A 23,585-nucleotide genomic window follows, 5' to 3' on the forward strand; every position below is an offset into this window, starting at 1 on the left:
GTTGCACTGGCGGTCTTCGTTTCGTTGATTCTCACTGTCGCGATCGGCTGGTTTGCCACTCCGGATCGCTCGGACACCTACGCGTACGCGAAACCCACTGCCGCACAGTATGATTCGGCCAACAACGCGGTGAGCGTCGTCAGCCCGGCGACCACGGCGACCATTCTCGCATTCATGATCGTCGGCGCGGCAGGCATCGGTCTGGCCTTCTTCAGCCCACATACGCCGAAAGGGCCCCGCGCGTACGGAGCCCTTTCGGCAGTGCAACCGGTCTTCGACCTACTCGTCGAGCGCACCCGGAGCGGTCTTGCTGACCTGCATCAGGAACTCGAGGTTGTTCTTGGACTTCTTCAGGCGGTCGATCAGCAGGTCGATCGCCTGGTGCGAGTCCAGGCCGGACAGTACGCGGCGCAGCTTGTGCAGCACCGCCGCCTCGTCGGGGCTGAGCAGTAGCTCGTCCTTACGAGTGCCGGACGGGTTGACGTCGACGGCCGGGAACACCCGTCGTTCCGCGATCTTGCGGTCCAGCTTGAGCTCGGCATTACCGGTGCCCTTGAACTCCTCGAAGATCACCGTGTCACCGGTGGAACCGGTCTCGACCATGGCGGTCGCGATGATGGTGAGCGAACCGCCGTTCTCGATATTGCGCGCCGCGCCGAGGAACCGCTTGGGCGGGTACAGCGCGGTCGAATCGACACCACCGGAGAGGATGCGGCCCGAGGCAGGTGAGGAGTTGTTGTACGCGCGGCCCAATCGGGTGATCGAGTCGAGCAGCACCACAACGTCCTTGCCCATTTCCACCAGGCGCTTGGCGCGCTCGATGGCCAGTTCGGCGACCGAGGTGTGATCTGACGGCGGACGGTCGAAGGTCGAGGCGATAACCTCGCCCTTCACCGAACGCTGCATATCGGTGACCTCTTCCGGACGCTCGTCGACCAGCACAACCATGAGGTAGACCTCGGGATTGTTGATGGCGATGGCGTTCGCGATGTCCTGCATGATCGTCGTCTTACCGGCCTTGGGCGGGGAGACGATCAGGGCACGCTGGCCCTTGCCGATCGGCATGATCAGGTCGATGACGCGCGTGGTCAGCTTGTTCGGCTGGGTCTCCAGGCGCAGACGCTGGTTCGGGTACAGCGGGGTGAGCTTGGCGAATTCGGGACGCCGCTTGGCCGCATCGACCTCACCGCCGTTGACCGTATCCAGACGCACCAGCGGATCGAACTTCTGGCGCTGATTGCTCTGCTCACCATCACGCGGGGCGCGCACCGCACCGGTGATCGCGTCACCGCGGCGCAGGCCGTTCTTGCGGACCAGGTTCATCGAGACATAGACGTCGTTCGGTCCGGCCAGGTAGCCGGAGGTGCGCACGAAGGCGTAGTTGTCCAGCACGTCGAGGATGCCCGCGACCGGCTGCAGGACATCGTCCTCACGGATCTCGAGCTCGCGGGCCTCACCGCCACCGGCGCCACCCTCGCGGTCGCGACCACGACGACGTTCCCGGAACCGGCGTCCGCGCCGTCCGCGACCGCCCTCGTCCTCGTCACCGCCGCGGTTGGCCTCGCCGCGGCCACCGCCATCGCGGCCGCCACTATCGCGGCCGCCGTTGGCACTGCCGTTGCGCTCGCCCTGGTTGCGTTCGCGGCGGCGGTCGCCCTGCTCCTGATCCTGCTTCGGCTCGTCACCACGGGCCTCGCCACCTGCGGCCTCGGCACCGCCGCGGGCCTGGTCGCGACCGCGACGCTGCCTGCCGCGACCGCGCTGACCGCCCTCGCGACCGGACTCCTCGGTGCTCTCCGTCGGCGCGGCAGTCTCGGCCTGCGCCTGATCGGACTTCGAATCGGCCGACTTCTCGGCTGCCTTCGGAGCTGCGGAGTCGGCGACGGCCTCCTTCGCGACAGCCTGTTTCGCCGGAGCGTCCTTTGTCTGGGCGTCCTTGGTCTGGGCGTCCTTCGACGCAGCGGAAGCGGCGGGCGTCACGTCGAGGGTGCCCTGCTCGGCCTTCGTCGGCGCCGCCTTGGCGGCGTCCGCATCGGACTTCACCTCGCCACGCGCGGACTTTTCCGCCTTCGCCGACTTTCCGGCCTGATTTTCCTTGATGGCGGCGATCAAATCGCCTTTGCGCATTCCGGAGGTGCCTCGGATACCGAGCTCCCCCGCGAGCGCGCGCAACTGCGGCAACAACATTCCAGTCAGCCCCGATCGTGCGACGTCGGTTTGTTCGCTCATCTTCGAAATCTGTCCGGAGTCACTTTCGCGGTCCCCTGCCGGGTTGGAATCCACCCCGGGTGTCGCGAGCAGGTCCGTATCTGTCACGGAAATCCTTTCCTTCCCTCGACTGCCGTGTGCTGTTTCGAGGGTTCCGTCCCGCAGTCCGGGCATTCTGCCGGACTCGGATGCGAGGGCCGAACACACAGCTCGGACCGGCGCTTTTGCCGTATCACCTGCCCCGCCGGACCGGCGGCTTCGCCACCAGTTCCCGAAAGGTGGGAGAGATCATTCCAGTTGCGCAGCTACGCAGCACCCCCATGGCCTGGAGGCTCGAGCCTGGAGCCTGCTGGAGCGATTGCCCTGATGAAGCACCGGCGTCTGATGCGCACGATGTACGGACGTGCTCAGGATAGCTGGCAACCTGGAACATCGGCAAGGCAGACGCGCCGCCGCGGTGCGAGCGACGGGCCCGGAGGCGGTAGCGGAGCGTAACCACGCAGGGCACCGGGAGTACCGCCGATCAGACACAGTCGACCTGGACGCCTTCCGCGAGTCCCGGCTCGACCACGCGGAGGCCGTCGATGGCCGCGAGCGCACGGAGTTCTGCGGGGAATTCGCTGGTACCCAAGGCCAGTACGGTCGGTCCCGCGCCGGATACCGTGGCCGCGATCCCGGCCGCCCGCAGCCGGGCGATCCATGCGGTGGTCAGCGGCAGTGCGGGAGCGCGCTGGGTCTGATGCAGCCGATCGGCCGTCGCGGGCAGCAGCAGGTCGGTACGTTGCGTCAGGGCGACGACCGCGAGCGCGGCGCGACTGACATTGAACGCGGCATCGCCATGCGCCACGACCTCGGGCAACAGGCCACGGGTATGCGCGGTCGAAGAGCGCTCTTCCGGAATCAGCACCACCGGACGCAGCGTCGGATGCGGATCCAGGCGCACCGCGCGGTAGACGCGGCCGTGATCGGGCGCCGCGGCACCGTCGGTGGCGGTTTCGGTCCAGGACACCACGATGCCACCGAGCACGCTGGCCGCCGCATTGTCCGGATGACCTTCGAATTCCGATGCGAGCTGGACCAATTGGTCACTTCCGGTGGCCAGTGCCGAATCCAATTTCGCGGCCAGACCGCAGCCGGCGGCGAGCCCGCCGACCACCGCCGAGGCCGACGAACCGAGACCGCGCGAGTGCGGAATTACGTTGCGGCACACCACATCGAGACCATCGGCCCAGACGCCCGATGCCTCCAGGCCGCGCTCGATCGCGCGCACCACGAGATGTGAAGGGCCCCATGGCACGTCGTCGGCCCCTTCACCCTCCACACGGATGGTGAGCCCGGAATCGGTAGTGCGCACCTCGATCTCGTCGTAGATGCCCAAAGCCATGCCGAGCGAATCGAATCCGGGACCGAGATTGGCACTGGACGCGGGCACCCGTGCGGTCACCGACAGACCGGCGGGCAGCGTCCTTGTCATCAGTTGGCTTTCGCGCGAATTCAACTCAGGCCAGCTCGAGTTCGTGGGCGACCGCGATCGGGTCGACCGGAATCGCCTGCACCTGCGGCATTCCCGCGAGCGCGTTATCCGGATCCTTGAGGCCGTTGCCGGTCACCGTGCACACCACGGTCAGCCCGGAATCCAGCCAACCCTCCTTGCGTGCGGCGAGCAGCCCGGCGATGCTGGCCGCCGACGCGGGCTCGACGAAAACACCCTCGGTCGCGGCGACCAGTCGGTACGCCTCCAGGATCTCCTCGTCGGTGGCGGCACGGAACGCGCCACCGGACTGTTCCTTGGCCTCCACCGCGCCGTTCCAGGACGCGGGCGCGCCGATCCGGATGGCGGTGGCGATGGTCTCGGGCTCTTTGACCGGGGCACCGTTGACCAGCGGCGCGGCGCCCGCGGCCTGCACGCCGAGCATGCGCGGCAGGCCGGTGGTGATGCCGTCGGCGTAGTACTCGCGGTAACCGCGCCAGTAGGCGGTTATATTGCCCGCATTGCCCACCGGAAGGGCGTGCACGTCGGGCGCCTTGCCGAGCACATCGCAGATTTCGAACGAGGCGGTCTTCTGGCCCTCGATGCGGGCCGGATTCACCGAATTCACCAGACCGACGGTCGGGAATTCCGCGGTGACCTTGCGCGCCAGTTCGAGACAGTCGTCGAAATTGCCGTCGACCTGGATGATCTTCGCACCGAGCATGACCGCTTGGGCCAGCTTGCCCATGGCGATCTTGCCCTGCGGAATCAGCACCGCACAGCTCATCCCGGCCCGGGTCGCGTAGGCGGCGGCCGATGCCGAGGTGTTGCCGGTGGACGCGCACAGCACTGCCTTCTGACCGCGGTACTTCGCGTCGGTGATGGCCATGGTCATCCCGCGGTCCTTGAAGGATCCTGTGGGGTTCAGACCCTCTACCTTGAGATAGACATCACAGCCGGTCAGCTCGGACAGATGCGGTGCGGGCACCAGCGGGGTGCCGCCCTCGTACAGGGTGACCGGGTCCCAGTCGGCGGCGCCGACCAGCCGATCGCGATAGGCGGCGATCAGGCCGGGCCACCGCGAGTGCACTCCTGCCTGCGGCGCAACGCGCGTACTCATTCGTTGGTGCCTTCCAATCTCAGAACGCTGGTCACGGATGTGACGGATTCCATTTCCGCCAGGGCGGCGACGGTGTCCGCGAGCGCCGACTCCGCAGCGTGGTGGGTGACCACGACCAGGCGCGCGCCCTCGCCGTGTCCTTCCTGACGGACCGTGGAGATGCTCACCTCATGGTTGGCGAATTCGCCCGCCACCTTGGCCAGCACCCCGGGTCGGTCCGCGACCTGCAGGTTCACGTGGTAACGCGTGGGCGTATCGCCCATCGGCGCGATCGGCAGCTCAGCATAAACCGACTCGCCCGGAGCGCGGCCACCGAAGAACTTATTGCGCGCCGCCATGACCAGGTCGCCCAGTACCGCCGACGCCGTCGGAGCACCGCCCGCGCCCTGACCGTAGAACATCAGCCGACCGGCGTTCTCCGCCTCGACGACCACCGCGTTGAACGCGCCGGTGACCGCGGCCAAGGGATGCTTGCGCGGAATGAGGGCCGGGTAGACGCGCACCGAGACGCGCTCCTTTCCGCCCTCTGCCGGACCCGGTTCGCCCGGACCCGCCGAGACCCGCTCGCAGATGGCGAGCAGTTTGACCGTGCAGTCCAGTGCGGAAGCGGTCTCCAGATCCTCGGCGGTGATCTTGGAAATGCCCTCGCGGTACACATCGGCCGCGGTCACGCGGGTGTGGAAGGCCAGCGAGGCCAGGATCGCGGCCTTGGCGGCGGCGTCGTAGCCCTCGACGTCGGCGGTCGGATCGGCCTCCGCATAACCCAGGCGGGTGGCCTCCTTTAGCGTGATCGCGTAGTCCGCGCCGGTCTCGTCCATCGCGGAGAGGATGAAGTTGGTGGTGCCGTTGACGATGCCGACGACCTTGTTCACCCGGTCACCGGACAGCGACTGGATCAGCGGACGCACCACCGGGATCGCGCCCGCGACCGCGGCCTCGAAATACAGGTCGGCGCGGTTGCGCTCGGCGGCGGCAGCGAGTTCGCCGGTGTAATCGGCCAGCAGGGCCTTATTGGCGGTCACCACGGATTTGCCCGCATTGAGCGCGGCCAGGATGAGGCGACGGGCCGGATCGATGCCGCCGATGACTTCGACCACCAGATCGACATCGTCACGGGCGACCAGCGCATCGGCATCTGTGGTCAGCAATTCGGCCGGGATACCGCGGTCGGCGTCCAGGTTGCGCACGGCGACACCGCGCAGCACCACCGGCGCGCCGACGCGTGCCCGCAGGTCATCGACGTGGTCGCGCAGAATGCGCACCACCTCGGTGCCGACATTGCCCATCCCGAGGACCGCGACTCCGATCGGACGATCGGTTCCCCAGACACCGAACTTCGCCGCGTCCGGCCCACCCGTCACCTGACCACCACCCCCGATGGAATCGCTACGCGATACTGAGTTCATTGCACCTCCAGGCTGAGCAGATCCGCCACCGTTTCCCGGCGCAGAATGAGTCGCGGCACACCACCGCGCACCGCGACGACCGCCGGACGAGTCAGCTGGTTGTACCGGCTCGACATCGAGTAGCAGTACGCACCGGTCGCGGCGACGGCGACCAGATCGCCGGGGCCGACATCGGCGGGCATCCAAGTATCCCGGATAACGATATCCCCACTCTCACAATGCTTTCCGACGACCCGGGCGACGACGGGCGCGGCGTCGGAGGAGCGCGAAACCAAGCGGCAGTCGTAGTCTGCCTGATACAGCGCGGGCCGGATGTTGTCGCTCATACCGCCGTCGACGCTGACGTAGCGCCTGCGCAGTCCGCCGTCGAGCGAGACGTCCTTGATGGTGCCGACCTCGTAGAGGGTGACGGTGCCCGGTCCCGCGATGGCGCGGCCGGGTTCGACGGCGATCTTCGGTTCGGGCAGCCCGGCGCGACTCGCCTCGGTCGCGACCAGCTTGCGCAGGCTCGCCGCGAAGTCGTCCAGCGGCGGCGGATCATCATGGGGTAGATACGAAATACCAAGTCCGCCACCGAGATCCAGCGTGGCGATCTGGGCGGTGCGCTCGATGCCGAACTTGTCGATGGCTTCGCGCAGCAGGCCGAGCATGCGGCGCGCGGCGATCTCGAAACCATCGATTTCGAAGATCTGCGAACCGATGTGACTGTGCAGTCCGACGAGTCGGAGATTATCGGTCTCGAAGACCCGCGCCAGCGCCTCCATGGCATCGCCGCCCGAGATCGAGAAGCCGAACTTCTGATCCTCATGTGCGGTCGAAATGTATTCGTGGGTATGGGCTTCCACGCCCACGGTGACGCGGACGAGCACATCCTGAACGACTCCGGCGCGGCCCGCGATGGCCTCCAGGCGCTCGATCTCGATCAGCGAATCGACCACCACATGACCGACGCCTGCCTCGACCGCGGCAGCCAGTTCGGCAGCCGATTTGTTGTTGCCGTGCAACGCGATTCGGTTCGCGGGGAAGCCCGCATGCAGTGCGACGGCCAGTTCGCCGCCGGAGCAGACGTCCAGCGAAAGACCTTCGTCACGGATCCAGCGCGCGATCTCACCGCACAGGAATGCCTTGGAGGCGTAGTGAACTCGCGCGTCCGGACCGAAGGCGGCAACCATATCGCGGCAGCGGGAACGGAAGTCGTCCTCGTCGACCACGAACAGCGGGGTGCCGAACTGCTCGGCGAGTTCGTGCACCGGCACACCGGCCAGGTGTACGACGCCATCGGCATCACGAGAAGCATTGCGCGGCCAGACATTCGCGGGCAGATCGATCATCTGCCGTGGATCGCTCGGCCGCTCCGCGAGGCTGGGCGCATGTGGGATTTCTGCGTGCCGAGGACCGGCAGGGTGAGCACTCACTACATACGCTCCGGTGCACTAACGCCGAGCAGCCCGAGGCCGTTGCTCAGCACCTGACGGGTGGCATTGGCCAGGGCCAGCCTGGCGGCATTGGTCGGCGTGACCGGTTCGTCGCCGAGTGGCAGTACGCGCAAGTTCTTATTGGTCTGGAACCGGTGATAGGTACCGGCCAGTTCCTCCAGATACCGCGCGACGCGGTGCGGTTCGCGCAGGCTCGCGGCACTGGCGACGGCACGGGGGTATTCGCCGATGGTGCGGATGAGTTCACCCTCTTCATCGGCGGTGAGCAGGCCGAAATCCGGTGTCACCGTGTCGTATTCGAATTCAGCGGCGTTGCGCGCGATGGACGCGGTCCTGGCGTGCGCGTATTGCACGTAGTAGACCGGGTTTTCGTTGCTCTGGCTGGTCCACAGGTTCAGATCGATATCGATGCTCGAGTTCACCGAGCTGCGCACCAGCGAGTACCGGGAAGCATCGACGCCGATCGCCTCGACCAGATCGTCGAGGGTCACCACGGTGCCCGCGCGCTTGGACATCCGCACGGCCACACCGTCTTTGACGAGATTCACCATCTGCCCGATGAGCACCTCGACGGTGGCCGGATCGTCGCCGAAGGCGGCCGCGGCGGCCTTCAACCGGCCGATGTAGCCGTGATGGTCCGCACCGAGCATGTAGATGCACAGGTCGAAGCCGCGCGAGCGCTTGTTCTGGAAATAGGCGATATCGCCGGCGATATAGGCGGCATTGCCGTCGCTCTTGAGGACGACGCGGTCCTGATCGTCACCGTATTCGGAGCTGGCGATCCACCAGGCCCCGTCCTTTTCATAGAGGTCGCCGGAATCCTTGAGTTTGGTCACGGCCGCTTCGACCGCACCGGATTCGAAGAGCGAACTCTCGTTGAAATACACATCGAAATCGGTGCCGAATTCGTGCAGCGATTCCTTGATATGGGTGAACATCAACTCGACGCCCTCGGCACGGAAAAGTTCGAGCTGGTCGTTTTCCGGCAGGGTCAGCGCCTCGGGATGCGCGGCCACGATCTTGGCGGCGATCTCGCCGATGTATTCGCCCGCGTAGCCGTTCTCCGGGGTCGGCGCACCGGTGGCCGCGGCGACCAGGGAGTTGGCGAATCGGTCGATCTGCGCGCCGTGGTCGTTGAAGTAGTACTCGCGGGTCACGTCGGCGCCCTGCGCGGCCAGAATGCGACCGAGCGCATCACCGACCGAGGCCCAGCGGGTGCCGCCGAGATGTACCGGACCGGTCGGATTGGCCGATACGAATTCCAGATTGATCCGGGTGCCCTTCAGGGTGTCCGAGGTGCCGTAGGCGGCGCCCGCGGTCAGAACCTGCCGCAGGATCGCGCCCTGTGCTGAGGCGGCGAGCCGGATATTGAGGAAGCCGGGACCGGCGACCTCGGCGGTGTCGATGGCATCCGTGGTGGCCAGCGCCTCGGCCAGCCAGGTCGCCAACTCACGCGGATTCGTTCCGGCCTTCTTGCCTACCTGCATGGCCACATTCGTGGCATAGTCGCCATGTTCCGGATTACGGGGGCGCTCCACGTTGACCTCGTCGGGCAGGACCGCAGGGTCCAGTCCACGTTCGACAAGCACCTTCGCCGCGGTCGCGCGAAGGAGATCTGCAAGGTCAGCTGGAGTCACGAGTCTCTATCCTATGGTCTGGGCAGGTGTACGCCTCGAGTGGGCACCTCGGCGGAGCCCTCCGCAACCACCCAGCACCGTGGATCAATACGTGGAAAGAGCACAGCGAGCTATGCCGAGCAGCACGAGCGCCAAATCGGCCAAGGCCGTCCGGGCCGCGGGAAAGGTCGCACCGTCGCGGAAAAAAGGCGGCGGCAAGGTTCCGATGGGCAAGGGCCCGTTGAAGAAGCGCCAGATCCCCTGGTTGGTCATCGGAGCCGCCGTGGTGATCATCGCATTGATCGGTGCGCTCGCGTTCAGCCTGGTACCGAAGTATCGGGACAAGGCCGAACTCGAGAAATACACGCCGAGCGCGCAGAAGAAGGATCCGTCGGATCAGATCGCCGGGGTGACCAAGAAGGAATATCCGGCCGGACTGCACGTCGCGGGCACGCAGCGCGTTGCCTATGACCAGACCCCGCCGTTCGGCGGTCCACACGATCAGGTCTGGGCGAACTGCATGGGCGTGGTTTACAGCAAGCCGATCCGGGTGGAGAACGCGGTGCATTCGCTCGAACACGGCGCGGTGTGGATCGCCTACAACCCCGACAAGGTCGACGCGGCGGGCATCGACGCACTGAAGCAGAAGGTCGAAGGCAAGCCGTTCACCTTGATGTCGCCGTTCCCCGGTATGCCTTCGGCGATATCGCTGCAGTCCTGGGGACATCAGCTGAAGCTGGACAGCGCCGACGATAAGCGGGTCAACCAGTTCATCACCGCTCTGCGCGAGAACCCCTACGCCTATCCCGAAGTGGGCGCGAGCTGCTCGAACCCCGCGTTCGACGCGAACAACCCGACGCCGTACGACCCGACGCCGCCCGGACCGGATGCGGTGCCGATGGACGGTAAGGGTCTGTCGCAGGACCAGACCGAACTCGGCGGCGCCTCCGGTGGTCTGCCCGGTATGCCGAGCATTCCGGGTGTGCCGAATATCCCGGGCGTGCCCAACGGAATTCCGACCCAGCCGACGGAAGGTCAGTAAATGCCCGTGGATACCGAAATCGAGCCGGATGTGGCGAGCGATTCCACGGGTTTGGGTGCGCAGGCGCGGCAGCAGCGCACCCCGCTGCTGGTGCTCGGCGCGATCGGCATCCTGCTGATCGGCTTCGCGGTCGGCGTACTGGCCCGGCTGCCGCTGGACAGCAAGAGCGAACCCGATCCCGGCGCGGTCGATATCGGATTCAGCCAGGACATGTCGGCACACCATGCGCAGGCCGTCGAAATGGCCGGTGTCGCGCTCATCGGTTCCACCGATAACGATGTGCGCAGGCTGGCCTACGACATTCTGACCACCCAGCAGGGGCAGATCGGCCGGATGCAGGGCTGGCTGCAGATGTGGGGTAAGCCGAATCAGAACGTCGACGGTTATATGGGCTGGATGAGCGGACCTGCGGGCCATGCGCATTCGGGCGCCGAGCATGCGATGTCCGGACCGACGGCGTCCATGCCGGGCATGGCGACGACCGCGGAACTGACCGCGCTGCGCCAGGCCACCGGCCCCGCGCTGGACACGATGTTCCTGCAACTGATGCTGCGCCACCACCAGGGCGGACTCGCGATGATCCAGTACGCCGCCCAGCACGCCGAAACCACCGCGGTGCGCACCCTGGCGTCCACCATGGCGACCACCCAGCAGGGCGAAGCCCAGCTCATCACCACCATGCTGACCGCGCGCAACGCCACCGCACTGCCACAGAACTGATCCACCGCGTCGGGCCGGGGAACCGAAACTCCCCGGCCCGACACACTTTTTGGCGGAGGCCCCGCAATGCGATACGCTTGGCCCCGCCCGAACGGCCGCCTCGACCGGCACCGTTCGAACTATCCCGCCCTCGTAGCTCAGGGGATAGAGCGTCTGCCTCCGGAGCAGAAGGCCGCAGGTTCGAATCCTGCCGAGGGCACTCCACTCGCAGGCGGCTCATGCTCATGGAGAGCATGAGCCGTTGCTCGTTTCGTAGTGTTTTCTGGGGGTGCAACCCCCAGACCCCGCCCGGCGGGCTTCGCCCCCGGACCCCCAACCGTCGTGGTCGAGTTGGGATTGGATGGTCACCAATCTGCGGAGGTGCGACCCCGCACCCCGCCCGGCGGGCTTCGCCTCAGACCCCCGACCGTCGTGGTCGAGTTGGGAGAGGATGGTCACCAATCTGCGGAGGTGCGACCCCTCAGCCTGCCCGATGGGCTTCACGGTTGTGACCGGGGAAGAGGATATCTCCCAGGCTTCGGAGGCGCCCTCCGTCGAGGGTGTCGAGCTGTCGCGCTCGGTGTTCCCTTCGCGGGGGTGCGGGTTGCCGTAATCTCACACGCAGATGGGGTTAGCGGGAGGACGGGACGATGACAAATCCGCCGGGTGGGCAACCGCCGTTCGGGGATCCACAGGGGCAGCCGCAGCAGCCGTATGGCTATCCGCAGCAGGGCGGGCCGGGGTATCCGCAGCAAGGGAGTTATCCGCCGCCGGGTGGTCAGGGGTATGGACCGCAGCAGGGGTATCCGCCGCCTGGGGGTTATCAACAGCCGGGGTATCCGCCGCCGAAGAAGCGTAGGACCGGCCTGATCATCGGTCTGTTGGTGCTGGTGCTCGTCATCGCGGGGGCGGTCGCCGCGGGCGTGGTGCTGACCGTGCAGGGCAAGACGCCGCTGGCCTCGGACGAGAAGAAGATCCAGGTGGCCATCCACGACTTCTACGACACGCTCGAATCGCACGGTTTCGCCGCAGCTGCGAACAAGGCGTGCGCGGCCGACCGTGCCGAGTTCGACACGCTGACCGAGGAGCAGAAGAAGGAATTCGATACTGCCAAGATCCAGGTCGATATCGACAAGATCGATGACATCGTCGTCACGGGTGACCGCGCGACGGCACGGATCACCGGCAAACTCACGCTGACCGTCCCTGGTGAGACCCCGGATACCGATACGGGCACCACCGAACACCTGCGCAAGGAAGACGGGAAGTGGAAGGTCTGCTCGGCGGAGTCGGGTAAGAACTGACGTAATCTCGTCGGATGAGCTGCTGCGGACCGTCGCGCCGGACCATCCTCAGCGCCATCGGACTGGCCGCGCTCGCGAGCCTGACGGACCCGGGTTCGGTTCGGGCTCAACCGAATCCGCTCTTCGCAACCGATCTGGAGGTCGTCACGGTCACCGATCGATCGGTGATCCTCACCTGGACGACGGTGGCGCCGGATCCGAGCGGTCGACTGCTGCCGGTCGACACGAACGCCGAAGTGCGCCTCGGTCCTGCGGATTCGTCGCTCGCCGCCGTCTATGCCGACGACGAGCGCACCCCGTTCCACTATGCGGAGATCGACGGTCTCGAATCGGGCCGTCCCTACCGGTTCGAGGCATGGTCGAACGGCGTGCGGGCCGTGCCCGCCCTCTCGCTGACCACCCGAACCCCCGGAAGTCCGGAATCCACCGGCGAATTCACCACCCTGACACCGCCGCCCGGCCGCCCGCTGCGCACCCTCGCCCTCGCCAACGACGTGCACTACGGCGAGCAGGTCAGCGGCCTCGTCGTCGATAACCTGCCGCCCGGTTTTCGCCAGGAGCCTGGCCTGTCGCCCTATCCGGAGGTGATGCTCGCGGCCCTGCTCGATGATCTGCGCCGTCCCGACCGTGGCGCCGACATCCTGCTCATCGCGGGCGATCTCACCGCCGAGGCGAGGCCGGAGGAATCGCGCTCGGTGCGCCGACATCTGGACTCCTGGGGCGCACGGGGCCGCGACTATCTCGCGGTGCGCGGCAATCACGACCGCCCGCATATCGGCTCGGAATACCATGGCTGCATCCCGGCATCCGCGGATCATTTCGATTGCTGGGCCGAGGAATTCGGTCCGCGTCAGCAGCTGATCGAGCACGAGTTGGGCGGCCTGCGACTGCTCGGCCTGGATACCAGCGAACTCGACGGTTCGGGCGGCAGCATCGAACGCCCCCAATTCGACCGGCTCGGCGAACTACTACGCGACGACCCGGACCGCCCGACACTGGTCTTCGGACATCACCCGGTGACCGTCGAATCCGGTCTGACCAATACCGCCGGACCCGGGTTCGTGCTGAATCGCCCCGACAGCATCGAACTCCAGACGCTCTACGAACGCGCACCCGGCGTATTCCTGCAGCACAGCGGCCATACCCACCGCAACCGTCGCACCCGTCCCGACACCGGTGCCGCGGTGGAATTCCTGGAAGTGGCCGCGGTCAAGGAGTATCCGGGCGGCTACAGCCTGCTGCGCCTGTACGAGGGCGGGTACATGATCAACTTCTACAAGACCCGCACCGCGGCCGCGCGCCGCTGGAGTGCGACCACCCGGGGTGAATACTTCGGCCTGCTGCCGGATTACACGCTCGGTACCTTCGCCGACCGCAATCACGTTGTGCTGCGGGACTTCTCGGGCCTGAGCTGACCGGCCGAAGCACTCCAGTCCACCGCAGCCGTACCGATACCATCGCCGCAGCTCGTACGCGGTATCTTGCTTAGGTAAGCCTCATCATATGAAGTGGAACCTTGCACGTCGGAAGGACTCGAACATGTCGATCAGATGGAAAGCGATTTCCGCAGCGCTGGCCGTCGCTGTCGCGGCGCTCGGCGTGACGGCCTGTTCGAATTCCTCGGACGACAAGAACGAGATCACCGTCTACAACGCCCAGCACGAATCGCTGACCAAGGAATGGGTGGACGCGTTCACCAAGGAGACCGGCATCAAGGTCACCCTGCGCCAGGGCGGTGACACCGCGCTGGGCAACCAGCTGGTCGCCGAGGGCGCGGCCTCCCCCGCCGATGTCTTCCTCACCGAGAACTCCCCCGCCATGGCGCTGGTGGAGAACGCTGGGCTGTTTGCCGATGTCGATAAGAAGACCCTCGACCAGGTGCCAGCTCAGTTCCGCCCGTCCACCGGCAAGTGGACCGGAATCGCCGCCCGCTCAACGGTTTTCGTCTACAACAAGGATAAGATCGCGGCCGACCAGCTACCCGCATCGCTGCTCGATCTGGCGCAGCCGCAGTGGAAGGGCCGCTGGGGCGCGGGCGTTTCCGGCGCCGACTTCCAGGCCATCGTGGCGGGCCTGCTCGCGCTGAAGGGCGAGGACGCCACCAAGGCGTGGCTCAAAGGCATGAAGGACAACGCCACCGCATTCCCGAACAATGTCGCCACCATGAAGGCGGTCGACTCCGGTCAGCCCGACGGCGGTGTGATCTACCACTACTACTGGTACCGCGATCAGGCCAACACCAAGGAGAGCAGCAGCCACACCGGATTGCACTACTTCAAGAACCAGGATCCCGGCGCGTTCGTCTCGGTTTCCGGTGGCGGCGTGCTGAAGTCGAGCGAGAAGCAGGAATCGGCGCAGAAGTTCCTGGCATTCATCACCTCCAAGGCCGGGCAGGAGATCCTGCGCGACGGCACCTCGCTGGAGTACCCGGTCGGCAGTGATGTCGCGGCCAATCCGGCACTGCCGTCGCTGGCCTCGCTGCAGGCGCCTGCCATCGACCCGAGCAAGCTCGATGCCAAGAAGGTGACGGCGCTGATGACCGAGGCGGGTCTGCTCTAGTCATGGCCGTCCGGACCGCTGTCGCCGCACCCCGGGTCACAAGACCCGGACCACTCGTCACGACCGTCGCGCTGCTTTTGGTGGCGGCGACGTTCGTGCCGCTGGGCTACATCGTGTCCACCGTCTTCTCCACCGGTCTGCACGAGGCGGCGGAGCTGGTGTTCCGCCCGAGAGTCGGTGATCTACTGCGCAATACGGCCGGGCTGGTCATCGTCACCGTGCCGATCTGCGTGGTGCTCGGGGTCGGGCTGGCCTGGGTGGTGGAGCGCACGAATGTGCCGGGTGCGGCGTGGTGGGGGCCGGTATTCGCGGCGCCACTCGCCGTGCCCGCGTTCGTGAACAGCTATGGCTGGGTCAGCGTTTTCCCGACCATGCATGGCCTGTGGGCGGGTGTGGTGATCTCCACCATGTCGTACTTCCCACTGGTGTATCTGCCCGCGGCGGCCACACTGCGCCGTCTGGATCCGGCGGTGGAGGAATCGGCGCGTGCGCTGGGTTCCGGCCCGGCCGCGGTCTTCACCCGGATCGTGTTGCCGCAGTTGCGTTTGGCGATTCTCGGCGGCGGACTGCTCATTTCGCTGCATCTGCTCGCCGAATACGGCGCATTCGTCATGATCCGGTTCGACACCTTCACGACCGCGATCTTCGAGCAGTACCAATCCAGCTTCGCCGGACCGGCGGGCAGCATGCTGGCCGGTGTGCTGGTGCTGTGCTGTCTGGTGTTGCTCGCGGTCGAGGCGGGGGCGCGCGGTACGGCGCGTTACGCCCGGATCGGCAGCGGGGCGCCTCGGGCCGCTGTCCGGGTCGCGCTGGGGCCCGGCACGATTCCGGTTCTACTCGCCTTGGCGGCGGTGGTCGTCGGCTCGATCGGCGTGCCGCTGTGGACCATCGTGCGCTGGCTGCGCATCGGCGGTGCGCAGGTCTGGGATTTCACCGAGATCGGCACGGCACTCGGGCAGACCATCGCGCTCGCGGCGATGGCCGCACTGCTCACCACGCTGTGCGCATTTCCGGTGGCCTGGATCGCGGTGCGCTCCACCTCGGCATTCGCCCGAATCGTGGAGGGCGCCAACTACATTACGAGTTCGCTGCCCGGCATTGTCATCGCGCTGGCCATGGTGACCGTCACGATTCGGTGGGCGCCGCCGCTCTATCAGACGGTGACCATGGTCGTGGCCGCCTATGTGTTGATGTTCCTGCCGCGGGCGCTGGTCAGTGTGCGCGCCGGGCTGGCGCAGGTGCCGGTCGGGCTGGAGGAAGTATCGCGGTCGCTCGGTCAGTCGGGACCGGTCACCTTTCTGCGTGTGACACTGCGGTTGACCGCGCCCGCCGCGGCCTCCGCCGGCGCGCTGGTATTCGTTGCGGTCGCGACCGAATTGACTGCGACATTGCTGTTGGCGCCCAGCGGTACTCGCACGTTGGCAATGCGGTTCTGGTCGCTGTCGGGCGAATTGGACTATGCCGCGGCCGCACCCTATGCACTCATCATGATCGTCGCGGCGGTGCCGGTGACGTATCTGCTGTTCACCCAATCCAGGAAGGCGGCCGGGCTATGAGTCGGCTTGTCGTGGCGGATGTTTCGAAGACGTTCGGTCAGCACCGGGTACTCGGCGGTATCGATCTCGAAGTGCCGAACGGCAGTTCGACTGCGGTGGTCGGCTCGTCGGGGTGCGGAAAGACCACGCTCTTGCGGGTGATCGCCGGATTCGAGGCTCCGGATACGGGTTCGGTCGCCATCGGCACGGAAACCGTGACCCGCGACCGGTTTTCGGTGCCGCCGCAGCGGCGCAATGTCGGTTACGTCGCGCAGGACGGCGCGCTGTTTCCGCATCTGACCGTCGGACAGAACATCGCGTACGGCTTGCGCAGCGGGTTCTGTGGGCTGCGACGCGGCCGGAATCGAGTGAACGAACTGCTGGAAATGGTCTCGCTCGATCCGTCCTACGCCGACCGGCGACCCCATCAGCTCTCCGGCGGCCAGCAACAGCGCGTCGCACTCGCGCGTGCTCTTGCCCGCAAACCCGATGTGATGCTGCTCGACGAGCCGTTCAGCGCACTCGATGCCGGGTTGCGGGCCACCACCAGGCAGGCCGTTGCCGAGACACTGCGTGCGGCGGGCATGACCAGTATCTTGGTCACCCACGACCAAGAAGAGGCGCTCTGCTTCGCCGAACAGGTCGCGGTCATGCGCGAGGGGGTGTTCACTCAGGTCGGCGCGCCGGAAGAGGTCTACGCCGCACCCACCGATCTGTTCACCGCCAAATTCCTCGGTGATTGTGTGCTGCTCGATGCGGTGGTCGACGGCGATGTGGCCAAATGCGCGCTCGGCCGGGTTCCGGTGCAGAAGTCCGCGCCGAGCGGGTCGGCGACCATTATGTTCCGACCGGAACAGCTTGTGGCACAGGTGGTTTCGGATGGGGAGCCGGGTAGTGGAATCGTGCGCGATGTGGAATTCCGCGGCGCCGATGTGATGCTGACCATCGCGCTGGACGGCGATGTCGATCCGGTGCGAGTGCGACGTGCCAGCGTCGCGGCACCGACCGAGGGCGAGCGCGTCCGGCTGGAGGTGCTCGGCAACGCCGTGGCCTTCGCGGCGGCCTGAACCACGGACACCCGGCCCGGCGGTGGCGTATCACCGGGCCGGGCACCCATGGTGGCGCACCCTCACCTTTGGAGCGAGCGGCGGGAATTGAACCCGCGTAAACGGCTTTGCAGACCGTTGCCTCAACCACTCAGCCACGCCCGCCTCGCGATAAATAGTGCCGACGCCGTGTCGAATTGCCCACGGTTGCACTCACTGTGATCCGAACCGGCAGGCGAGCACTGGATCGTCGGCCCGCGATGCGACTTCGCGACGCTCACTGATCGGTAGAAGATCCAGTGCGGCGGGCAAGCATGGAATGATCAAGACCATGTCGCGGCCACGTCCACTTCCGAGTGATCCGATCGAGGAGGCCCATCGTCAATGGGTCGGCCACGGCTGGGGCGATTTCGCCGACGGAATGGCGGCGGTGACCTCACTGGTTCGCGCCCAGCAAATCGTGATGGCTCGGGTGGACGAGGCGCTGAAGCCGACCGGCCTGACGTTCTCTCGATATGAACTTCTCATGCTGCTTGCTTTCAGTAAGACGGGTGCACTGCCGATGGCGAAGGCCAGTGCGCGACTCCAGGTGCACCCGACCAGCGTGACGAATACCGTCGATCGACTCGAGGCCGCCAAGCTGGTGGAGCGGGTTCCGCATCCCAGCGATCGGCGTGCCACTCTGATCGAAATCACTTCCGCTGGAAGAGAATTGGTCGCCGCAGCAACCGAGGAACTCAACGCGAAAGTCTTCGCGGTGCCGGGGCTTCCGCCGGATCGGCTGCACACTCTGCTGCAGCTGCTCGCGGAATTCCGCCATGCCGCAGGCGACTTCGCCACCGGCGATGAACCGGCCCGATGGTCGGCGCACGAGCAGTAGCAAAACACCCGGACCGGTCGGTCTTTTCATGGCATACACCACCGCACGGTAACGGTCTGGCATCCAACTAGCGAATTCCCCGCCCCGTTGTCTTGGCAGCGGAAGGGAAAGGGTCCACCATGGATTCCATGGTGCTGGTCTTGGGGGTATCGGCGGGCGCTGGTGGCGCCCGCGCGATGCTGACGCATTCCGATCAGCCACATCTGCCCCCGATCGATCGATGCCAGGTGCCGCGTCGGGCGGGCGGTGGCGTCGAGGAACCGGTCTTCGAGGCGATCCGCCAGATGCGCGCGGCCGCCGACCGGCGCGACGAGCTGATCACCGGAACCGCCGTGACCTGCCGCTGCCCGCTGCACGCCGACGCCATCCGCAGCACCGCGGGCCGCACCCGGCTCACCATCGCCGACGAACCGCTGGCCCAGCTGCGCTATCTGCGTTTCACCGGGCGTCTCCCCACCACCGGCTCGGTCATCCTCTACGACCTCGGCAGCTCCGGACTGACCATCACCCACGCCGACTGCCGCACCGACACCATCCTGTCCAGCAAACGCAGCACCGTACTCGGCGGCGACGGCTACGACGCCCTGCTGCGCTGGCAATTGGCCCGCGGCGGCGTCCTCACCGACAAACCGACCAGCCGCAGGTACCGCGAAGAACTCAGCACCGCCCGGGTGATCACCGCGATGGACACCAGCTCGGGCGGACGTGCCGTGGTCACCCGCAGCGATCTCGCCGAACTGTGCGCCGCGGGCATCCACCACTCCGCCTCGTTCGTTCGCCAAGTGATCGAAGAAACCGGCGTCCAACCGGAGGCGCTGGTCCTGCTCGGCGGCTGCACGCGCAATCCCGATATCCGCGAAGAACTGGCCGAAATGATCGAACTCCCGGTCATCTACGATTCGGAGCCCGAATACGTTTCGGCCCGCGGGGCGGTGTTACTCGCCGCGGAACGCCCCAGTGGCGATGTGCGCATGGCGCGCTTACGCAGCGGAGCGCTGACCGCTTCGTTGGTGCCGACCACCCCCGGACGCCGCAAACTCATTGCCGCCGTTGCGGTTACGATCGCCCTGGGTGCGACCATCGCCGGACTACTAGCCATGGACCACACCGCCGCCCAGCCACCGGACGGCGTCAACGCTCCAACACCCGTCGAAGTAGCCGGAATCCCCGCAACCCCCCTCAACTGACCCCGGTTTCCCTGAGGCCCAGGGCAGTCACGCATATCCAGTGGGCATCGCGCATAACGTGCAGCCTGTGCGAGGTCGTCAATCGGTATGCGGCACCGACGGTGCCTTCGCGACGGCGGATCTGTCGCAGTGGTTCCGTCGGCCAGCCGAATACGCTGTGCCCGGCCCAGATTCGGCCGGGCATCTCACCTGTCAGTGGTTGGTGAACTTCGCCGGACGCTTCTCGACGAAGGCGCTCATGCCTTCCTTCTGGTCGTCGATCGCGAAGAGCGAGTGGAAGACTCGGCGTTCGAAGCGCAGGCCCTCGGCGAGGGTGGTTTCGAACGAGCGGTTCACGGCTTCCTTGGCGATCATGGTGACCGGCAGCGACATCGAGGCGATGGTTTCGGCGACCTCGAGTGCGGTGTCGAGCAGTTCGGCGGCGGGCACGATGCGGGAGACCAGACCGGCGCGCTCGGCCTCATCGGCGTCCATATTGCGGCCGGTGAGCACCAGATCCATGGCCTTGGCCTTACCGATGGCGCGGGTGAGGCGCTGCGAGCCGCCGATGCCGGGAATGACGCCGAGCTTGATTTCCGGCTGACCGAATTTCGCATTATCCGCGGCGAGCAAAATGTCGCAGATCATCGCCAGCTCACAGCCGCCGCCGAGGGCATAACCGGCGACCGCGGCGATGGTCGGCTTGCGGAACTGCGCCAGCCGGTCCCAGCGGGCGAAGTAGTCGTTCATGAACATGTCCATGTACGACTTGGGTTGCATCTCCTTGATATCGGCACCGGCCGCGAAGGCCCGCTCCGAACCGGTGATGACGATGGCGCCGATCGCGTCATCGTGCTCGAGTTCGTCGAGCGCGGCGATGACATCGTCGAGGACCTGCGCGTTCAGCGCGTTCAGCGCCTTCGGGCGGTTCAGCGTGATCCAGCCGACCCGGCCCTTGCGCTCCAGCAGAATCGTCTCGAAATCGCTCACTTGGCATCCTCTTGATCGGAACGGTCACGGATATCGGTGACGATAGCTGAGAAGTCCTTACCTGCCTGCGACTGGTTGAACCGGGTGTAGATCTCCGCGGCGAGCATGCCGAGTTGGCCGTCGACGTCGTTATCGCGCAGGGCATTCGCGGCCAGGCCCAGATCCTTGGTCATCAACGCGGTGGCGAAACCGGGCTGGTAGTCGTTGTTCGCCGGGCTGGTGGGTACCGGTCCGGGCACCGGACAGTAGCTGGTCAGCGCCCAACTCTGGCCGGATGCGGTGGAGACCACATCGAAGAACGACTGGTGGCTCAGACCCAGCTTCTCGCCGAGCACCAGGGCCTCGGACAGGCCGATCATCGAAATGCCGAGCAGCATGTTGTTGCAGATCTTCGCGGCCTGACCCACACCGGAGCCACCGCAGTGCACGACCTTGCCGCCCATGACCTGCAGCACGTCGAGCGCATCGGCGAAGTCGGCCTCGGCGCCGCCGACCATGAAGGTCAGCGTGCCCGCGGCGGCACCCGCGACACCACCGGAGACCGGGGCGTCCAGTGCGCGCTGGCCCGCATCGATGGCGCGGGCAGCGGCCGCCTTGGCGTCGGCGACGTCGATGGTGGAGCAGTCGATGAACAGGGTGCCCGGATTCGCGGCGGGGAGCAGATCGGCGTAGACGTCGAGGACCAGCTTGCCATTGGGCAGCATGGTGATCACGACATCGCGGCCCGCGACGGCCGCAACCGCCGAATCCACCACGGTGGCACCGTCTTTGCGTGCCTGCTCCTGTGCGGCGGGGACCGGATCGAAGGCGAGCACGTCATAGCCCGCCTCGACCAAGTTCGCGGCCATCGGCCCGCCCATATGGCCGAGGCCGAGAAAACCGATCTTCTTCGTCACTTGCCTGCCTCCAAACCCAGTTCCTTATCGCCCAATTCGACGAAATACGCGTCGACCTGCTCGGCGGTGACATCGGCGAGCGTCGCGGGCGACCACTGCGGATTGCGGTCCTTATCGATCACCTGCGCCCGGATGCCTTCGACCAGATCGTGCGAGGCCAGCGCGGCGATGGACACCCGGTACTCCTCGTTCAGCACCGCCTCGAGGCTCTTCGCGGCACGGGCCGCGCGCAGCGAACGCAACGTCACCTTCAGTGCCACAGGCGATTTGGTGAGCAATTCGGTCGCCGCCTTGGCCGCCTCCGGCGAGCCGTGCGTCCGCAGCCGATCGACGATCTCCTCGACAGTGTCGGCGCTGTAGCAGGCATCGATCCAGTCCTGCTGCGCGACCAGCTCGGATTCCGGTGCGTCCGTGGCGAATTTGGCGATGGCGATCTCTGCCGTCTCGGTCCGCAGCGTTTCCAGCAGCGCCGGAATATGTTCCGAGGCCATGTAGTAATCGGCGAAACCCGCGGCAATGGCGTCACCGGCACTCATTCGCGCGGTGGTCAGTGCGACGTGTGTGCCGATTTCGCCCGGCGTACGGGCGAGCAAGTAGGTGCCACCGACATCCGGAACGAAGCCGATGCCGACCTCGGGCATGCCGATCTTGGAGCGCTCGGTGACGATCCGATGGCTGCCGTGGCCGGAAAGCCCGACGCCACCGCCCATCACGATGCCGTCCATGACCACCACATACGGCTTCGGGTAGCGGCCGATCAGGGCGTTGAGGATGTACTCGTCGCGCCAGAAGACCCCCGTGGCCGAATCCGCGTTTGCGCCAGCAGAGTGATCGTTCAATGCGGAAGCGTCACGGTGGATGGCGACGATATCGCCGCCCGCGCAGAGCCCACGCTCCCCCGCGCCGGTGACGACGACGGTGCGCACCTCGTCGTCCTGCGCCCACACCTGCAGTGCGGCGGAAATGGCAAGGGCCATCGGATGATTCAGCGCATTGATGGCCTTGGGCCGGTTCAGCGTGATCAGACCGAGTCCGTCGCGCTTATCGATGAGAACTTCGGATTCGGTCATGCTGCTCCTACCACCGAGCGGGCGACGACCACCCGCATGATTTCGTTGGTGCCCTCCAGAATCTGGTGCACCCGCAGATCGCGGACGATCTTCTCCACGCCGTATTCGGCCAGGTATCCGTAACCGCCGTGCATCTGCAGCGCCTTATTCGCGACCTCGAATCCGGCGTCGGTCGTGAATCGCTTTGCCATGGCGCACAATTCGACCTTGTCGTCGGCATCCGCATCCAGCGCGGCCGCGGCCCGCCACAGCAGGGTCCGCGCCGCCTCCAGCGAGGTGCGCATATCCGCGAGCTGGAATTGCAATGCCGGGTTGTCCAGCAACCGGCTGTTGAATGCGTTGCGCTGGGCCAGATACGCGACGGATTTCTCGAGCGCCGCTTGGCCGCCGCCCAACGAGCAGGCGGCGATATTGAGCCGACCGCCATTGAGCCCGTTCATGGCGATACGGAAACCATTGCCCTCGATGCCGAGCATATCGGCGGCTGGCACCCTGACCTCGTCCAGAATCACCTGACGAGTGGGTTGGGCATTCCAACCCATCTTCTTCTCGTTGGCGCCGAAGGAAATTCCCGGGGTGTCAGCCGGAACGATGAACGCCGAAATCCCGCGCGCACCCGCATCGCCGGTGCGCGCCATGATGACGTACACATCCGTGCTACCCGCACCGGAGATGAATTGCTTTACCCCGGTGAGCAGGTAATCGTCACCGTCGCGAACGGCCTTGGTGCTCAAGGCCGCCGCATCCGATCCGACGCCGGGCTCGGTGAGCGCGTAGCTGCCGAGCCATTCCATCGAGGTCAGCCGGGGCAGCCAGCGGTTGCGCTGCTCGGCATTGCCGTAGCTATCGATCATCCACGAAACCATGTTGTGGATGGAGATATACGCCGCGATGGCCGGGCAGCCGGTGGCCAGTTGTTCGAAGATGCGCACGGCATCGAGCCTGCGCAGTCCGGAGCCGCCGACATCCTCGCCGATATATATCCCGCCCATGCCGAGCGAACCCGCCTTGCGCAGCACATCCACTGGAAAGTGCTTCTGCTCATCCCATTCCAGGGCGTTCGGGGCGAGGTATTCGTCGGCGAAGTCGCGTGCCATTTCGGCAATGGCGCGCTCGTCGTCATTCAGTGCGAACACAATCG

19 protein-coding genes and 2 tRNA genes are annotated in these 23,585 nt (G+C 66.1%); 10 read left to right on the forward strand and 11 right to left on the reverse strand.

All coding sequences use genetic code 11. The features are described from left to right. Nucleotides 1–279: 279 nt before the first annotated feature. From rho to argS, 6 genes are all read right to left on the reverse strand, one after another. The gene (gene rho / locus NA5_RS05635; RefSeq protein ID WP_084483950.1) at nt 280–2,229 is read right to left on the reverse strand and encodes a transcription termination factor Rho; all 1,950 of its coding nucleotides are present in this window, start codon (nt 2,227–2,229) and stop codon (nt 280–282) included. Nucleotides 2,230–2,731: 502 nt separating this feature from the next. Next, nucleotides 2,732–3,682, reverse strand: coding sequence for a homoserine kinase (gene thrB, locus NA5_RS05640; protein ID WP_062983268.1), 951 nt, complete (start codon nt 3,680–3,682; stop codon nt 2,732–2,734). A gap of 25 nt (nt 3,683–3,707) precedes the next feature. Next, entirely contained in the window at nt 3,708–4,799 is a 1,092-nt protein-coding gene (gene thrC, locus NA5_RS05645; protein ID WP_062982647.1) for a threonine synthase, read from the reverse strand. Further along, complete coding sequence (locus NA5_RS05650) at nt 4,796–6,205, reverse strand: homoserine dehydrogenase (protein ID WP_281201695.1); 1,410 nt, start codon at nt 6,203–6,205, stop codon at nt 4,796–4,798. Before NA5_RS05650 ends, thrC begins: the two co-directional genes overlap by 4 nt. Next, the gene (lysA, locus tag NA5_RS05655) at nt 6,202–7,620 is read right to left on the reverse strand and encodes a diaminopimelate decarboxylase (RefSeq protein ID WP_062982649.1); all 1,419 of its coding nucleotides are present in this window, start codon (nt 7,618–7,620) and stop codon (nt 6,202–6,204) included. The genes NA5_RS05650 and lysA overlap by 4 nt, the downstream gene beginning before the upstream one ends. Beyond that, nucleotides 7,620–9,278: an arginine--tRNA ligase gene (gene argS / locus NA5_RS05660; RefSeq protein WP_062982651.1), complete on the reverse strand. Its 1,659-nt coding sequence runs from the start codon at nt 9,276–9,278 to the stop codon at nt 7,620–7,622. Before argS ends, lysA begins: the two co-directional genes overlap by 1 nt. A 112-nt stretch (nt 9,279–9,390) precedes the next feature. On the opposite strand from argS, the gene NA5_RS05665 reads away from it, so the two are divergent. From NA5_RS05665 to NA5_RS05700, 8 genes are all read left to right on the forward strand, one after another. Beyond that, nucleotides 9,391–10,299, forward strand: coding sequence for a thioredoxin-like domain-containing protein (locus NA5_RS05665; RefSeq protein ID WP_062982653.1), 909 nt, complete (start codon nt 9,391–9,393; stop codon nt 10,297–10,299). Continuing rightward, entirely contained in the window at nt 10,300–11,019 is a 720-nt protein-coding gene (locus NA5_RS05670; protein ID WP_084483913.1) for a DUF305 domain-containing protein, read from the forward strand. Nucleotides 11,020–11,145: 126 nt separating this feature from the next. Beyond that, nucleotides 11,146–11,218, forward strand: a tRNA-Arg gene (locus NA5_RS05675). 430 nt (nt 11,219–11,648) lie between these two features. Further along, a complete protein-coding gene (locus NA5_RS05680) occupies nt 11,649–12,302 on the forward strand; it encodes an Rv0361 family membrane protein (protein ID WP_062982655.1) in 654 nt (217 codons plus the stop codon). Between the two features lie 14 nt (nt 12,303–12,316). After that, nucleotides 12,317–13,717 (forward strand): metallophosphoesterase, encoded by a 1,401-nt coding sequence (locus NA5_RS05685; protein ID WP_062982657.1) that lies wholly within the window; start codon nt 12,317–12,319, stop codon nt 13,715–13,717. Nucleotides 13,718–13,841: 124 nt separating this feature from the next. Beyond that, nucleotides 13,842–14,861, forward strand: a complete 1,020-nt coding sequence (locus tag NA5_RS05690; protein ID WP_062982659.1) for an iron ABC transporter substrate-binding protein — start codon at nt 13,842–13,844, stop codon at nt 14,859–14,861. 2 nt (nt 14,862–14,863) lie between these two features. Next, on the forward strand, nt 14,864–16,417 hold the full coding sequence (locus tag NA5_RS05695) for an ABC transporter permease (RefSeq protein WP_062982662.1): 1,554 nt from the start codon (nt 14,864–14,866) through the stop codon (nt 16,415–16,417). Then, nucleotides 16,414–17,463: an ABC transporter ATP-binding protein gene (locus tag NA5_RS05700; RefSeq protein WP_062982664.1), complete on the forward strand. Its 1,050-nt coding sequence runs from the start codon at nt 16,414–16,416 to the stop codon at nt 17,461–17,463. Before NA5_RS05695 ends, NA5_RS05700 begins: the two co-directional genes overlap by 4 nt. Before the next feature lie 69 nt (nt 17,464–17,532). Here the strand turns inward: NA5_RS05700 and NA5_RS05705 are convergent. Beyond that, a tRNA-Cys gene (locus NA5_RS05705) sits at nt 17,533–17,607 on the reverse strand. Nucleotides 17,608–17,773: 166 nt separating this feature from the next. Between NA5_RS05705 and NA5_RS05710 the strand changes: the two genes are divergently transcribed. Both NA5_RS05710 and NA5_RS05715 read left to right on the forward strand, forming a co-directional pair. Beyond that, entirely contained in the window at nt 17,774–18,322 is a 549-nt protein-coding gene (locus NA5_RS05710) for a MarR family winged helix-turn-helix transcriptional regulator (protein ID WP_062982666.1), read from the forward strand. Nucleotides 18,323–18,441: 119 nt separating this feature from the next. Then, nucleotides 18,442–19,509 carry an Hsp70 family protein gene (locus tag NA5_RS05715; RefSeq protein ID WP_245672108.1) on the forward strand — a complete coding sequence of 356 codons (1,068 nt, stop codon included), beginning with the start codon at nt 18,442–18,444 and terminating at the stop codon, nt 19,507–19,509. A 192-nt stretch (nt 19,510–19,701) separates the two neighbouring features. Here NA5_RS05715 and NA5_RS05720 read toward each other — a convergent pair whose 3' ends face one another. The 4 genes from NA5_RS05720 to NA5_RS05735 are packed head-to-tail and all read right to left on the reverse strand — an operon-like array spanning nt 19,702 to nt 23,580. Continuing rightward, nucleotides 19,702–20,478 (reverse strand): enoyl-CoA hydratase, encoded by a 777-nt coding sequence (locus tag NA5_RS05720; protein ID WP_062982668.1) that lies wholly within the window; start codon nt 20,476–20,478, stop codon nt 19,702–19,704. Then, a complete protein-coding gene (gene mmsB / locus NA5_RS05725) occupies nt 20,475–21,374 on the reverse strand; it encodes a 3-hydroxyisobutyrate dehydrogenase (protein ID WP_084483914.1) in 900 nt (299 codons plus the stop codon). The genes NA5_RS05720 and mmsB overlap by 4 nt, the downstream gene beginning before the upstream one ends. Beyond that, complete coding sequence (locus NA5_RS05730) at nt 21,371–22,444, reverse strand: enoyl-CoA hydratase/isomerase family protein (RefSeq protein WP_062982670.1); 1,074 nt, start codon at nt 22,442–22,444, stop codon at nt 21,371–21,373. Before NA5_RS05730 ends, mmsB begins: the two co-directional genes overlap by 4 nt. Continuing rightward, nucleotides 22,441–23,580 carry an acyl-CoA dehydrogenase family protein gene (locus NA5_RS05735; protein WP_062982672.1) on the reverse strand — a complete coding sequence of 380 codons (1,140 nt, stop codon included), beginning with the start codon at nt 23,578–23,580 and terminating at the stop codon, nt 22,441–22,443. Before NA5_RS05735 ends, NA5_RS05730 begins: the two co-directional genes overlap by 4 nt. Nucleotides 23,581–23,585: the final 5 nt, after the last annotated feature.

It is taken from the genome of Nocardia anaemiae NBRC 100462, from assembly GCF_001612725.1.
GTDB classification, from domain to species: Bacteria; Actinomycetota; Actinomycetes; order Mycobacteriales; family Mycobacteriaceae; genus Nocardia; species Nocardia anaemiae.